The organism is Microbulbifer variabilis (assembly GCF_052468405.1).
Map to the genome: position 1 here is coordinate 379,427 of NZ_CP174343.1, position 16,165 is coordinate 395,591.

Annotated in this window: 8 protein-coding genes; 4 read left to right on the forward strand and 4 right to left on the reverse strand. The window is 46.9% G+C overall.

All coding sequences use genetic code 11. The features are described 5' to 3' along the window. Positions 1–3: 3 nt before the first annotated feature. From ACJJJB_RS02050 to argS, 4 genes are all read right to left on the reverse strand, one after another. Entirely contained in the window at positions 4–5,088 is a 5,085-nt protein-coding gene (locus ACJJJB_RS02050; protein WP_445365633.1) for a non-ribosomal peptide synthetase, read from the reverse strand. Between the two features lie 1,480 nt (positions 5,089–6,568). Continuing rightward, on the reverse strand, positions 6,569–8,047 hold the full coding sequence (locus tag ACJJJB_RS02055) for a nucleoside hydrolase (RefSeq protein WP_445365634.1): 1,479 nt from the start codon (positions 8,045–8,047) through the stop codon (positions 6,569–6,571). A gap of 175 nt (positions 8,048–8,222) precedes the next feature. Then, positions 8,223–9,110, reverse strand: a complete 888-nt coding sequence (locus ACJJJB_RS02060; RefSeq protein ID WP_445365635.1) for a dTDP-4-dehydrorhamnose reductase family protein — start codon at positions 9,108–9,110, stop codon at positions 8,223–8,225. Between the two features lie 161 nt (positions 9,111–9,271). Next, positions 9,272–11,008, reverse strand: coding sequence for an arginine--tRNA ligase (gene argS / locus ACJJJB_RS02065; protein WP_445365636.1), 1,737 nt, complete (start codon positions 11,006–11,008; stop codon positions 9,272–9,274). A gap of 117 nt (positions 11,009–11,125) precedes the next feature. Between argS and sbcB the strand changes: the two genes are divergently transcribed. The 4 genes from sbcB to ACJJJB_RS02085 all read left to right on the forward strand — a co-directional run bounded on the left by sbcB (position 11,126) and on the right by ACJJJB_RS02085 (position 16,115). Beyond that, positions 11,126–12,595 (forward strand): exodeoxyribonuclease I, encoded by a 1,470-nt coding sequence (sbcB, locus tag ACJJJB_RS02070; RefSeq protein ID WP_445366257.1) that lies wholly within the window; start codon positions 11,126–11,128, stop codon positions 12,593–12,595. A gap of 111 nt (positions 12,596–12,706) precedes the next feature. Beyond that, a complete protein-coding gene (locus ACJJJB_RS02075) occupies positions 12,707–13,723 on the forward strand; it encodes an aspartate carbamoyltransferase (RefSeq protein WP_026304938.1) in 1,017 nt (338 codons plus the stop codon). Between the two features lie 119 nt (positions 13,724–13,842). Further along, positions 13,843–15,270, forward strand: a complete 1,428-nt coding sequence (locus ACJJJB_RS02080) for an NfeD family protein (protein WP_020412144.1) — start codon at positions 13,843–13,845, stop codon at positions 15,268–15,270. Positions 15,271–15,347: 77 nt separating this feature from the next. Then, a complete protein-coding gene (locus tag ACJJJB_RS02085; protein WP_020412145.1) occupies positions 15,348–16,115 on the forward strand; it encodes a slipin family protein in 768 nt (255 codons plus the stop codon). Positions 16,116–16,165: the final 50 nt, after the last annotated feature.

Sequence of the window (16,165 nt, forward strand, 5' to 3'; positions counted from 1 at the left end):
CAACTAAATCTCCATTACAAACTGATTATTAGCCGTAGGCTTATCAGCCAGCTTGGGAATGACCATGCTTTGCTGGTTTTTTAATGCAAGTGCTAATCTGGCAATGGTGCTGTGCTCTAATAGTAGGCGTAAGGGAATATCTATCCCGCTTAACTTTCGGCTGACAGCTGTGAGCTTTACTGCATTGATGGAGTTGCCACCGATACGGAAGAAGTTATCCTCAATCCCGACCTTGTCCAGCTTCAAGACTTCTTGCCAAACTGTACACAAATGTCGTTCAAGCTCATTTCTTGGCGCTTCGTAATTATGCTGCGTGACCAGTTCTGGCTCAGGTAACAGATTGGGGTCAAATTTGCCATTGATATTAAGGGGGATGACATCTATTAAATTATATGAATCAGGCACCATATAATTGGGTAGGCTCGATTGTAGAAATGACTTTATTGCGTCGCAATCCAATACTACATCATGTGTTGAAACCAAATAGGCTGCCAAGACTTGATTACCCTTTAACTCCCGTTTAATAACAACTGCCTGCTTTATTTCAGGGTGAGTGCACAAGGTGTTTTCGATTTCACTTGTTTCTATTCGATAACCACGGATTTTTATTTGGCTGTCGTTTCGGCCAAAATACTCTAGAGAACCGTCAGGTAACCAGCGGACTAAATCACCAGTTCTATATAATCTATCGTAACCTTTATCCAGATCTTCCTGTGTTGCAAAATAGTTGGGAATAAATCGCTGTTGCGTTAAGGTTTCTCTATTTAAATATCCGCGAGCCAGACAAGCTCCACCTATATATAATTCGCCAATAACACCAACAGGTGAATAATGTCCATATTCATTTAATACATAAAGCCTCACATTATCGATTGGTTTTCCTATGTTTATTTGGTCAGGTTTCTCTATTTTTTGCTGTGTCACACATACCGTGGCTTCTGTCGGGCCATATTCATTAAATGTGAACTCGGCAGGTAATACTGCTAATGGACTTAAATTGTCACCACCTGTGTGAACTAATGTTAATGTGGAATTCCTTAGTTCTTCCGCAATTTCATTGAGTATTGCAGTTGGAATAAATGCCTGGTTAATATTATTCTCATTGATATATGAAATTAGCCTTTCACTCTCAACTCTACATTCATCCGAGGCAACATGGAGTTCCGAGCCAGATAAAAGTGCTGGAAATATTTCAAAAACACTGGCATCAAAAACATAGTTGGAGAACTGCAAGATCCGTTTTTCAGTATTCAACTGATGACTTTTGATCATGTATTGAGCCAGATTTACTACACTTTGGTGCTCTATCATCACCCCCTTGGGTTTTCCTGTAGTGCCGGAGGTGTAAATCACATATGCAAGAGCTTTGGAATCTAGCTTAATAGCGGGAGATGCTGACGATTGAGTGAGTAGCAATTCAGGTATGTCAACAGAAATAAGTAATGGAATATTTTTAAATTCTGATAGTTTTTTATCAATCGCAGTAAAGTGGTGCCGTTGCGTTAGAATAATCGGAGCTTGACTGTCTTTAAAAATAAATTGAGTACGTTGCTCTGGGTATTCTGGAGAGATGGGTAAATAGGCTCCGCCAACTTTTAAAACGGCTAACATACTAATAATCATGTCCAGGCTGCGATCTAAATACAGCGCTACTATTGTATCTGGCATTAACTCATGGCCGGTTTGAGCTCGATACTGAGTGAGAATAACCTGGGCAAGTTGATTAGCCTTCTTATTAAGCTCCTGATAGCTGATAACACTATCCTGATACACCAGGGCTGTATTTTTGGGGGCTTTACTTACCTGGGATTCAAATAATTCAACCAAAGTTCTGCTCGCTGAATATTCGGTATCGGTATTATTCCATCTGGCAATCTGTTGATTCAGTTTAGCATCAGCTATATCCAAATCTGATATTTTACTGGCATCCCCCTGCAGGATTTGGGTCATTACTGACTTAAATGAGGCCATCATATTCTGAATAAACCAAGGGGCATGTCGTTCCTGATTGAACTCCCATAGTACGGTAACAGGATCGCCACTACCTTCCTGCCCGATCCTGGGTATAACCACAATATTTAAATCGAACTTTGCAGATTTGCTGCCGATGGCTTCGACCAATTGCATCTCTGAGATGCCAGGCAATGTCATTTTGGGTAATGGAGAATCATGAAAACTAAAACAGACCTGAAATAACGGATTTAATTCTTTAATACGTTCAGGGTTTACCAAATCAACTACAGTTTCAAATGGAAGTTCCTGATTTTTTTGTATTTCTTGTGTCGTATCAAAACATGTATGAATAAAATCATTGATTTCTTGTTTTGAGTTCTGTTTTATTCTCGCAACATTGGTTGCCACCATCATTCCGATAGTGTTCTCTACTCCTTGATAATTACGGTTCGCAGTGCCAGTGCCGACGCAAATATCGGTATCGCCGGAGTACCGAGATAATACTAAGTTGACGGCCGCCAACATAAAGGAAAATGGCGTTACTCCCTGTTTCTGACAATAATTTTGTATCTCATGCCAGAAATTCCGAGGGATCTTCATTTTTTTAGTGTCTCCTCCCTTTAAATCTCCCGTGGCGGTCTGAGGTAAATTGATTTTAGTTGGGGCATCTTTGAGCTTTTCATACCAGAATAGTTTCTGTTTTTCAGCTGCTTCGCTCGTTAGCCAGTTGTTTTGAAAAACAGCAAAGTCGGCGTACTGCCCAACATGATTAAGAGTTATATTTTTTCTGCCCTCGAGTCTTTGCTGATAGCAGGAGAATAAATGCTCAAGAAATATATTTGAGGACCAGCCATCATGGACAAGGTGGTATTCAATGTGAATAAGAATATGTTCTTTGTCTGTTAATTTTACTAATCCCCAGCGTACCAAAGGTAGTTGGGTAATGTCGAATACCTGATTCAGACCTTCTGCTATTAAATAGTCAACCTGCTGTTGAGCCTGTTGATAATTCATGGAGCTAAAATCATATCTGGCTAACTCAACCTGGTAGTTTTCATGGATGTATTGGCAGGGTTCTTCCAAAGAATAGGAGCTTCGGTAAATCTCATGTGCATCGACTACATCCTGGATAGAGTGAGCAAGAATGTCTGGATCGATTTCACCTTTTAGAATCAACTTGCTCTTTGCATGATATGCTCTATTTCCTGGGTTGGATTTTGTCAAAAACCATATGGCTCGCTGCTGAGAGGATAAAGGTGAAATAGTTCGATATTTATTATCCCTGGTATTGATACTGAAACCTTGCTGGCAGCGAGGTAATTCCTGCCAGATATTTTCAGGTGTGCGCTCTGTATAAATTAACTCAACTGGAATATTTACAGATATTTCTCTGGCGAGTTTTGAGCATAATCGAATGGCTGAGATTGAGTCGCCACCAGCGGCAAAGAAGTCTTCTTTCCATGCCAAAGGTAACGCTGTGTATTCATTTATCCAGGCTAGAAACGTCGCCTGTTCAGAATTAAGATTCACATCCACCATCGCAGATGTGTCGTGTGTTGCCATCGATAATAAAATCGATTTATCTATTTTTCCATTCTCTGTCAGCGGAAGCTCAGGTAGAATTAGAAAATGCTCAGGTACCATGTGAAGTGGCAAATGTGCCTTTAGGTGTGATGCGAGCTGTTGTATATCCAACGAGACTTCTCGCTTGAGTACTGCATATGCATGCAACGATTGTTTGTTTCCTGTATCGCTTACAAGTACACATGCCAAGGCAATGCCATTTAGAGTTTTTAGACAATTTTCAATTTCCGAAAGCTCTATTCGGTGGCCTCGTATTTTTACTTGCGAGTCATTCCTGCCTATAAACTCAAATTCGTCTCCTTGGAGGCGTCGAACTAAATCTCCTGTTTGGTATATGCGTTTATAACCGTCGCGGCTAATTTCCGATGGTAGTAAACTACCGCTGATAAATTTTTCGGCTGTTAATTCTGGTTTTCTCCAGTAGCCACAGGCAATGCCTGTACCGCCAAGATATAGTTCCCCAATATCTCCGATGGCCACCTGCTGTAAATTACTATCTAACACCCAGGCTTCGGTATTCTTTAACACTTTGCCGATATTATTTGCTGAATCCCCATGTGTAAAAAGGTGTGCGGTCGCGCAAACAGTAGTCTCTGTCGGTCCATAGGCATTGAATATTTTGCTTTGCCTGTTGAGCTTTTGCATCATATCTAGTGCCGGTGCTTCACCAGCAACAACAATACTTTGTAAGGAGTGAAGTTTTTCTTCCGGTAATAACGCTAGTAATGATGGTGGTAAAGTGGCAAACTGTATTTGATTGTCTCGGATTAGGATCGCAAGTTTATTGTGATCTTTACGTTCCTCCTCGCTAGCAATATAAATCGTTTGCCCCAAAAATAGACTGGCAAATATCTCAAATACACTGGCATCAAAAACATAAGATGCAAACTGTAATGTCCTTTGATAATTAGCTAGTGAAAACCTTTCAATTTGAGCCGAAGCGAGATGAAGGATATTCTGATGAGTGATCATGACCCCTTTAGGGTTGCCTGTTGTTCCAGAGGTGTAGAGTACATAGGCAAGATCATTAAGACAGTTCTTCTTAGCTTCACCTATTGAAGGGTCGGTTTCAGTAGTATCTTTAGTGTCGGAAAAGAGTAAAGTTGGCTGGTTATGAGATGAGTTGAGCCAGCTCGTCAGCTGAGCATCATGATGAGTTTGAGTTACAACCACTCTGGTTTTGGTATCCTGAAAAATATATAAAGCCCTCTCTCGTGGATACTCTGTAGAGATTGGAACATAGGCAGCTCCGGCCTTTATTACTGCCAACATGGCTATTATCATGTCCAAGCTTCGATCTAAATACAGTGCAACCAGATTTTCCTCTGAGTTTTCTTCTTTAGCCAGCGTGTGGCTAATTAGAGTCGAAAGTGACTTTGAGCGCTTATCAAGTTCTTGATAACTAATACTTATTCCTTGATATACAAGAGCTGTTTTATTTGGATTTATACTGATTTGCTTTTCGAAACAGCTATAGACCGACTGGGCTTTTGAATTGAAATTCTCGCTGTGAATTTTTGGTGAATTAAATATTTCATTGATTTCCATCATCAGTACTCCATTATTATTTTTTGAATTAAATTTGTATCAATTGCAAATGTTGAGAGGTTTAAGCTCGGGTGCTTTATCCGGTTTGTACTCTTCTTTAATGACTTTCAAATATTATAAATATGGCAGTTTTATGACTTTCTATATGGTGTATATGATCGATCAGGTCTGATAAGCCCCTGGATCAATAATTGCTTATTGCCTAATAAGCTAAGATTTCCATCTCTTGATGGACGGGGCGGTAGATGCTTTGGGTGGGGCTAAGTAAATTAATATCGAATATGAGAGGCGTGCGCCAACAAAAGATAGTTTTTCAAATAATTTAAAATAAATAATTTGAAGCGAAAGTCGTTGTTTAATTTGAGGCTGCTTATCTCTTGTTTGTTTAAAGTGAGATAAGAGTGAAGTAATAAATAGAGCTAGGCGTTGATGGTAATATACATTTTTCATAGTGCCGACTTCCATGTTTATCTGTCACTACAATCCTGCGCCAGGACGTTATCAGAAATAATTCTGCGTATCAACGGCAAAATACATTGAATGAATTTATGTTGAATTTATTAATGATTATTTGTTTGTTGGTACATTTATGAATAGCGGTACAAATCGTACTTTTTGTATGGTTATGACTTCATGCGTTATAAGTTGTAGAGGGTTGTATCATTATCAGGTGACATGAAATGTTTCATCTGGCGGTTTTAAATATGTATATATCCTTTTTACCCATATAGATGTGGGTTTGATAATACTATTTAATGGGTGATTCATTGCGCATTCACTGTGTAGGCTTGCTTAAATCTTTTCAGTTTAGTGATAGTGGATCATTTTCGATGAACAATCTGTGCTAACTATTGCTAGAAAGGTATTGAATATCGTATTCTGAAAAATTTTCCCCTCAAGTCCTTGTTGATTGTTGGTACCTATTTTTTAGGTTGGTCTTTTTCGACTTTATCGAATTGAGCAATTTGGATAAGTAGAAGGCTTTCTCGAATTCTTCGATAGTGATAATGCAATGTCTCAATAACGGATGATGTGGGCTTTCCTGCATAGTCACACTAAATGAGACTGAATAGCCTAATTTTTAGACAGATCTGGTCGTAGTGAAAAGTCCAAAGGCAAAGATGTTTATTTGTTTACTTAGATGAATTTAAAAATGAAAACAGCTTCTGAATTGTGCCGCTTAAAAGTATATGGAAATTTTAAAGTTGAGCTTGAGAAGAAGTGGGTGCATACCCGGCTCTGTCGGGACATTTTTTGACTAAGAAAAAATTGTCTTTGGTATTTGCATTAAATATTACTAAGGGTATCCCTATTTTCAGGGTTTATTAATTTATAGTTCGGTAAAATACCTGATCTCATGAAATCGTGTGGTGTAAGGGAGTATTGCTGGGTCTATAGTTTTGCCTAGGCAAAGGACCTTTTAATGCTTTTGCAGTTATTCTGCATTAAATTAAAAGGTTCCTTAATATTAAGACATCGTAGATTAGTGTAGTTTAGCCCGGCACCTAGGGCCCTTACGTGCACTATTAAAGCCATCACGCAGGCGCTCAATCATTGCTGTACGGGCGGCATCATGATTGATTCCCATAACCACATTAACTTCCAGCCCTTCACCGCTTTCAGTAATTGTGGTTTTACCCACGGTAGGGTCGAAGGTGATGGGGTCGTAGGGAGTCATACTGTCGGCCAGGCCGGCATTTAGCTGGTCTACTTCGATAAACCCAGGTACCAGGTCCATCTCCAGAGTTTCAGGCTCCAGCAGTACCAGTGCGGCGATAATATCCCACAGGCGGATGACGGCATCCATAGCGAAGTCACCATTACCTTGGAAATCTCCACCTTCAAATTCACGAATAGAGCTGAGAAGTTGAGACGTGTAGCAGGCTTCCGGCGTTGCGCGGCGTTTAGCCAGGGTTTCGATGGTGCTGCCCTGTACCTTGGCCATATCGGTAGAGTTGGTGGGTACCAGATAAGTTTCAATATTACTTTCGCTCAGGGCGTCAAAGGCCCACTGTGCACTCAAGGGGTCGAGCAGAATATTGAATTCCTGGTGGGTACTGAAGTCGCTGTCACAGCCGAAGCTTGGGTGGGAGAAAATATTGCCACCCAGGTTGCGAGATTTGTCGCCAAAGCAGGCCGCCTCGTGATCTGCAGTAAATGGCTGGTAATTTTCAAAGCCGCCACCCATCATAATAACGCGATCAATTTTATCCAGCTGCTCTTCGTTGGCTTTGCCAAGTACCCGGGCCAGGGTGGTGAGTTTGCCGGTGTTGAAAACTACTGGGGGCTTCTCCAGGTTATCCAGGGTGTCAAGAATAATATCCTCAGCTAGCTCGAAATTAAAGGAAACACCATTGTTGCCCTGGTAGCGATAGTGCGCCTGCTTTGCGCGTGGGATTAGATGATCGGTGCCATATAGGGTGGAGCCGTTGTCGCGCCAGGGGCCGGGCACATACTGGCCGTAAAGGTTAATCCCCATGGCGTTGCGGCGTTCCAGGTTCCAGGTGCCGGTGGTGAAATCCGAGGAGTTAGGCAGCTGATAATCATCGCGGCCTGCTACAGCTTTGTCGTCATTTACCGGAGTGCTGGAAGCCTTGCCATTAGCTCCGTAGGCGACCTCTTCAGTGGCAAAGTAGGCACCGCGAATTACTTTGGTATCGTTGTTGCCCAGCCACTCAAGTATGTTGTAAACCGTATTGGCTCCATGCGCTACAGTATTGAAGGAGTCTTCGACGACTGCCAGTTCCAGGGTATAGCGGGGGTCTTTGGCAATCAGCATCAGTGCCACGGCATCGTCAAAGTTATTGAAATCGCCAATCCAAATAATGGATTGGGCATCTTCGTTTTTGCTGGCCTGATACAGCTTATTACCGTGGTGGCCACTGTCTGCGTTGCAAGAAGCGAGTGTGGCAAGACTGCCCAGTAGCAAAGCCCCTGCAGAAAACCAGTGTTTTAATTTCATCAATTCTTCCCTAATTTTCGAATGGTTTAATCCTGGAACCCAATAGGTCTTCCATGATCTATTCGGTTGCCACTTTTGTAATACTCGTGGTTTATGTATTGAGATATTGCAAAAGAGATGCCGATTTTAATCGGCAGCGATACATCCCTGTTGAACCAATTGAAAACTGCCTACATCAATTTCCAATAAATGGCTTTAAATTTCGAGCCAGCTGTTGCTTTAATGGTTCCTTGCCTTGAATGCCTAAGTCTGTAAGGCGTGATTTATCCAGTTGGCAATTGTATGGGCGCGGTACAGAAAAATTGGGTTCACTATCTGCACTGATATGATCGGCCCTTAATTCGCAGGCTTCGGCAATAATGTGAGCGAGCTCATAGCGGGTGCAGGCGGTATCGCCGCTCCATTGATAAATGCCTTCAAACTTGGTGTTACAGCAAATTTTTAACAGACATTGCTCCAATACTTCTGCTACTTCCTCCACACTGGTGGGAAAGCGAACTGCCCAGTGGTCCAGTGTGACCGGTTTTTGTTCTCTCAGTGTATCCAGAAGGGCAGTAATACCGGATTCCTCCAGACAGGCGACGGGTCCAAACAGCCAGGGCAGTCTTAATACCCAATGGTTAGCGTTTTTCAGTACCGCTTCCTCTCCGGCTCGCTTGCTGCGGCCATAGAAATTTACAGGATTGGGGATGTCATCGGAACTGTAGGGTGCCGCTGTTCCATCAAAGACATAGTCGGTGCTGATATACACTAACTGTGCATCGATTTCGCTACATTGTTTTGCCAAAAGCTCTGTGCTGCTGACATTCAGTTGCCAGGCAGTATCTGGGTTTTCGGCACAGCGGTCTGGCCAGCGCTCGGCGGCACAGTGGATTACGACATCGGGCTTAATTTCTTGCAAGCAAGTTTTTACTGCGTCGCTATCAGATAAGTCCAGGTGAATGAGGTTTTCATCTACGCGGGAAAAAGCGGTACCAGCTACGGTAAAAGCCGGGTTGCTGTAAAGTTGTTTAAATACACTGCGGCCTAATAGGCCGGAGGCGCCGGTAATCAGGATTTTCACGGGTTACTTTCCTTTAATCAGGCCAGTGGGAGAAATGTGACCCTTATAGAGCAATTGATGATGCAGGATGGGTGGGCAGGAAGCGGAGAAAGCTTACCTGCTCAAGCTGCCCGGCTCGCCAACCTGCATATTTGCTGGAGGTGTGGCCGGGCAGGAGCCAATTACATTTGCTCCATCACCTCAATGCCGAGTAAACCGAGGCCAGTAGTAATAGTGCTGGCGACGAGGTTACACAGTTGAAGGCGGCTGTGCTTCTGCTCTTCGCTGACGCCTTTTTTCAGTACCGGGCAGGCTTCGTAGAAACTCATATAGGCACTGGCCAGCTCGTACAAGTAGGTGCAGAGTACGTGCGGAAAGGTATCTTTGGCTACCTGATCGAGTACCTCCCCAAATTGGCTTAGTTTAATGGCCAGGGCGCGCTCTTGAGGGCTCTCCAGGCTGATGTCGCCCTTGAGTTCGTTCGGCTCAATACCGGCCTTGCGGAAAATACTGCGGACACGGGTATAGGCATACTGCAGGTAGGGGGCTGTGTTGCCTTCAAAGCTGAGCATGGATTCCCAGCTGAAGATGTAATCGTTAGTGCGGGTTTTGCTCAGATCGGCATACTTTACTGCGCCGATGCCCACCTTACGCGCGATTTCCGCACAGGTTTTTTCATCCAGCTCAGGGTTTTTCTCGGCTACCAGTTTCTCTGCCCGCTCCACCGCTTCGTCCAGCAGGGCTGCCAGTTTTACGGTACCACCGGTGCGGGTTTTAAAAGGTTTGCCGTCATCGCCCATCATGGTGCCAAAGGCGCAGTGCTCAAGAGAAACGGATTCCGGCAGGAAGCCAGCTTTGCGTGAGGCGACGAAAGCCTGCTGTAGGTGCAGGGATTGACGGGCATCTACTACGTAGAGGATGCGGTCGGCTTTGAGCTGGTTGGCGCGATAGCGGATGGCTGCCAGGTCGGTGGTAGCATACAGGTAACCACCGCCTTTCTTCTGAATAATCATCGGGCTGGGATTGCCCTCTTTGTCGGCCATCTCTTCCAGGAACACTACGATAGCACCTTGGTCTTCTACGGCGATGCCGTTATCCAGCAGTTCTTTAACCAGCACCGGCAAATCGTCGTTGTACTGGCTCTCGGCGTAAACGTCCTCCTGTTTGAGGGTGACATTCAGCTTGGAGTAGATTTCTTCACAGTGGCTGATAGATATATCGATAAACTGCTTCCAAAGCTTCAGGCACTGCTCGTCGCCGCCTTGCAGCTTTACGACGTATTCACGGGCGCGGTCGGCAAAGCCTTCTTCGTCGTCGAAGCGCACTTTGGCTTCGCGGTAGAATACTTCCAGGTCGGCTAAGGCCACCTCTGCATCACTATCCGCCAGCTTGTCAGACAGGTGAGCCAACAACATACCGAACTGGGTTCCCCAGTCACCCATATGGTTTTGACGGATAACCTTGTGGCCCTGGAACTCCAGCAGACGCGCCAGGGCATCACCGATAATGGTGGTACGCAGGTGGCCCACGTGCATTTCTTTGGCCAGATTGGGGTGGGAGTAGTCGATAACTACGTTCTTCGGCTCTTCAACAGCGGCGATATTCAAACGCTGATCCCCATTCGCGGCCAACAGCTGCTGGCTCAGCCACTGCTCGCTCAGGTGGATATTCATAAAGCCGGGACCGGCGATCTCGACCTTTTCGATCATATCGCCTTTTTCAAGATGTTCCAGGATTTTGCTGGCCAGCTCGCGGGGGTTGGTACCGAGTCGCTTGGCTGCACCCATAGCGCCGTTGGCCTGATAGTCGCCAAATCCGGCTTTTTTCGCAGGTGCCACGATGGGGCCGCATTCTTCGGGGGTACCGGCGGCGAGCATGGCGGCCTGGAATTTATCGGAGAGGAGTTGGCGAATATTCATAGAGGGATATAGCTGTCTTAAATTCGTGGAAACGCCGAATTTTAATGGGCGGTGGCGGCTTTGCAACCAACCTTCGCTATAGAGAGGTTTAAATCTGGATGCAAGTGTCCAGACGGCATGGCGCTCAGTGGTATGATGCCGCCAAATTATGGAGGTACCGTGAGTTCTACCACACTTTATTGGCACGATTATGAAACCTGGGGTACAGACCCGGGGGCTGACAAGCCGGCGCAGTTTGCCGGTATCAGGACTGACGAAGAGCTGAATATCGTCGGCGAGCCGTTGATGATTTACTGCCGCCCCTCAGTGGACTGCCTGCCGCAGCCGATGGCGAGCCTGGTGACTGGAATCAGCCCGCAAAAGGCCCTGGCCAATGGCGTGCCGGAAATAGAATTTATCCAGCGCATCCTCGCCGAGCTGGGTGCGCCCGGCACCTGTGGGGTGGGCTATAACAGTTTGCGTTTTGACGACGAAGTTACCCGCTACACCCTGTATCGCAACCTGTTAGATCCCTATGAGCGCGAGTGGCGCTCCGGCAACAGTCGCTGGGATATTATCGACATGGTGCGACTCACTTACGCCCTGCGTCCTCAGGGCATCCAATGGCCGACCCGAGAAGACGGTGCGCCGTCCTTTCGCCTGGAAGAGTTGACCGCTGCTAATGGTATTGCCCACGAGGGTGCCCACGATGCCCTGTCGGATGTGCACGCCACGATTGATATGGCGAGACTGATCCGTAAGCAGCAGCCGAAATTATACGATTATGTATTCCGCCTGCGTCGCAAGCAGGAAGCTGCCAAGATGATTGATATGCGCGAGCGTCGCCCGCTGTTGCATATCTCCGGCAAAGTGTCTGCAAATCACGGGCATTTGACCTATGTAATGCCTTTGGCCAGCCATCCAGTTAACCGCAATGCGGTCATTGTTGCCAATCTGGCGATGGACCCCGAACCGTTGCTTAATTTGGATGCGGATACCCTGCGCGAGCGCCTTTACACTGCCCGCGACCAGCTTGGTGAGGGCGAACTGCCTGTGGGTCTGAAGTTGGTGCATTTAAACAAGTGCCCGGTTCTGGCCCCGGCAAATATGCTTGATGACAAGCGCGCCACTGAGTTAGGTATCGACCGCGCAACCTGCGAGGCGAATTGGCAGAAGCTCAAAGATGTTGACCTGACTGAAAAGCTACACAGCGTATTCCTGGATCGGGAGTTTCCCAAGAAAGATGTGGAGGCCGATTTATACGGTGGTTTCCTCAGTGATGCCGACCGCGATATCTGCCGTGAGCTCCACCGTGGGCTGGCTGCCCGAGGCCCCGAAGCGTTGGCCGGTGAAGTGCCTTTCAGTGACAAACGCCTGCCTGAGCTGCTGTTCCGCATGCGTGCGCGCAATTTTCCCGAGACCCTGTCTGAAGAGGAACATCAGCGTTGGCAGATCTGGTGTTTCCAGCGTTTAACTGACCCTACCGCTGGGGCTTCTATCACGCTCGAAGATTATTTTCGCCAGTTGTCCGATTTACGGATACAGCACCCGGAGCGGATCTCGCTGATTACCGAGTTGGAAAACTGGGGCGATAGCCTGCTCGCCTAATGTATCGAATCACGCCGGCGGTTATTCTTCCTCTGGGCTCTGCTGCAGTGCCCAAGTAGAATGCCGCTCGCGAACACCTGGCGCCCACAAGGCGCAACCACTGGAGTAACCATGGACTTTATCGGAGCCAATATTCTGTCCGTCAGCCAGTTCGAGCGTGCCGACATAGAGCGCGTGTTCGATGTGGCCGACGCCATGACCCCTTACGCCAAGCGCGAAAAAGTAACGCGCGTGTTGGAGGGGGCGATTCTCGGCAATATGTTTATGGAGCCGAGCACCCGCACTCGACTCAGCTTTGGCGCGGCTTTTAACCTTCTGGGTGGTACCGTGCGTGAAACCGTTGGAATTACCGCCAGTGCCATGGCAAAGGGGGAGTCCCTCTACGATACGGCGAGAGTGCTCTCTGGTTACAGTGATGTGATTTGCATGCGTCACCCACAGGAGGGCTCTGTGGCAGAATTTGCCGCGGCGAGCCGCGTGCCGGTGGTCAATGGTGGTGACGGTGCCAATGAGCACCCCACCCAGGCGCTGCTGGATCTCTATACCATCCGCAAGGAGCTGGCCGCCCACGGTCGCACTTTGGACGATTTCCGTATCGCTATGATTGGCGATCTCAAGCACGGGCGCACCGTACATTCGCTATGCAAGCTGTTGTGTCTGTTTGGCAAGGTGCAGGTGGTTCTGGTATCTCCGCCGGAGCTGGCTATGCCGGAAGGGGTGGTAGAGAAGCTCCGTACCATAGGGCATGATGTGACGGTCACCGATCAGCTGGAAACCTCTATTACCGATGTGGATATTGTCTATTCCACCCGCATCCAAGAGGAGCGTTTCGCCTCCCAGGAAGAGGCCAACCTTTATCGCGGTCGCTTCCGTCTAAATCGTGAAATTTTCACCCGTAACGCCCAACCAAATACGGTGATTATGCATCCGCTGCCCCGGGATTCCCGCGCGGAAGCCAATGAGCTGGATACGGACCTAAATGAGCACCCGAGCCTGGCAATTTTCCGCCAGACAGATAATGGCCTGCTGGTTCGTATGGCATTGTTTGCTCTGTTATTGGGGGTGGAAAACCAAGTGGACAAGTACGCCCGTGAAGTGAACTGGCACAGTCGCCGCAACCCGGTTTAATGCTGATTGGTTCCGTTTTCAGATAGCGCCGCTTTTTTCTGTTAATCTGATTGAGTTAGCCTGGCCAGTATTGATCTATCTGGTTCGGGTGCCTCTGCAATCGCATCAGGGAAAGGTGCATGTTGAATCAGATTTCGCCTGCGGTTTTCTCTCGCAGCGTCGCTTTTCTGGCGCTGTTTTTTTCCGTATTAATTTGTAAAAGTGCCGCGCAAGAAGGCGCTTTTCCCCATGTGGCACTTTTAACTATCGATGGCGCCATTGGCCCGGCTACTACCGATTATTTTAAGCGTGCCACAGAGGAAGCGGGAGAGCGGGGTGCAGAATTAATTATTTTGCACATCGACACCCCCGGCGGCCTTGATGCCGCTTCGCGCGATATTATCCAGCACATCCTTTCTTCCCCAATTCCAATTGCAACTTATGTCTACCCATCTGGCGCCCGTGCGGCCAGCGCCGGTACTTATATCCTCTATGCCAGCCAAATAGCAGCCATGGCTCCAGCTACCACCCTTGGCGCCGCTACACCGGTACAAATAGGGGGCCCGCCAGGAACACCCACTCCGGGAGGTAAGCCCCAAGAGAATGAAAAAAAAGAGGAAAAAGAAAAGGAAGAAGGTGACGAGAAAAGCGAAGAGGAAAAAGAGGAGAAGCCTCTATCCGGTACTGCGATGGAACGTAAGGTGGTTAATGATTCGGTCGCATTTATCCGGGGACTCGCTCAGCGCCATGGGCGCAATGCGGATTGGGCAGAAAAGGCGGTGCGCGAAGCGGCAACTCTGACGGCTTCGGAAGCACTTGAAATGAATGTGGTGGATATTGTTGCCAAAAATGATCAAGACCTGTTAAAGCAGATTGCAGGGCGCAAGGTCTCCCTTGACTCCGGCGAGATCACTCTATCAACAGAAATTGCGCAACTACCCATAGAAAATTATGAGCCGGATTGGCGCAATGAATTACTGGCGCTGATTACCAATCCGCAGGTCGCCTATATTCTTCTGCTTATTGGCATTTATGGCTTGATATTTGAAGGCTATAGCCCCGGAGCCTTTGTACCCGGAATTGTCGGAGTTATCTGTTTATTATTGGCATTTTACGCATTACAGGTCTTGCCAATTAATTATGCAGGCCTGGCCCTTATTATTGTTGGCGCACTGCTGATTGTTGCGGAAGTATTTATGCCCAGCTTTGGCGCTTTGGGTATTGGCGGGATTATTGCGTTGGTGATTGGCTCGGTAATGTTGATTGATACCGATGTTCCCGGCATGCAGGTCTCGAGAAAGCTGATTGGCGCAATTGCCGGAGTAAGCGGGCTCTTTTTGTTGACATTTTTCCTGGCTATCGGCCGAAGCTTGCGTACGCCGCGGGTGCCAGCTGACCAAGCCCTTGTAGGGCGCTCCGCGGTAGTTAGTGATGTCACAGAAACGGAGGTGCTGGTGCACCTCGATGGAGAGATCTGGAAGGCCCAATGTGAGACACCATTGGAGCCGGGGCAACGTGTACGGGTAATCGCACAGCACGGTTTACTTTTATATGTAGAGCCTGGTTAATTGTTTTGAATTTATCAACCTGTGAGCGTACTTGCATGCTTGCAGATTTCAGGTGGTGAGAACAGGGAGAGAGGAAAATGGTCAGTTATTTTATTGGTCTACTAGTGCTCGCGGTAGTGCTGCTGCTGATGTATGCCATCCGCATCCTGCGAGAATATGAGCGCGCGGTGGTATTTTTTCTCGGGCGTTTCCAAACAGTTAAAGGCCCAGGCCTGATCATTATTATCCCCATCATCCAGACTATGGAGCGTGTGGATTTACGCACCGTGGTAATGGATGTACCCACGCAGGATGTTATCAGCCGCGATAATGTCTCAGTGAAAGTTAATGCAGTGGTTTATTACCGCGTAATCAACCCACAGTCTGCAATTATCAATGTAGAATTTTACCACGAGGCAGTAAGCCAGTTATCCCAGACTACTCTTCGCTCTGTGCTAGGTAAACACGAATTGGATGAGATGCTTTCTGAACGCGATAAGCTTAATGTGGATATACAAAATATTTTGGATGAGCAAACGGATGCCTGGGGGGTAAAGGTAACCAATGTTGAAATTAAGCATATCGATCTCGATGAGAGTATGGTTCGAGCTATAGCTCAGCAGGCCGAAGCTGAGCGGGCGCGGCGCGCCAAAGTTATTCACGCAGAGGGTGAAGCCCAGGCGGCTTTGAAGCTCACTGAGGCGGCTGATCAACTTTCCAAAAATGCAAATGCAATTACCTTGCGTTATATGCAAACTATGATTGATATTGCCGGAGCCAATAACAGCTCAACATTGGTATTTCCGCTGCCGCTTGATTTGATTGAGCCGCTTCTTAAGCGAGGTTCACAGGCTGGTGGTTCCTAAATCTGGGGCCGCTTGCTTTTAGGTGTGTTATTATTTTTATAAGAACAGGT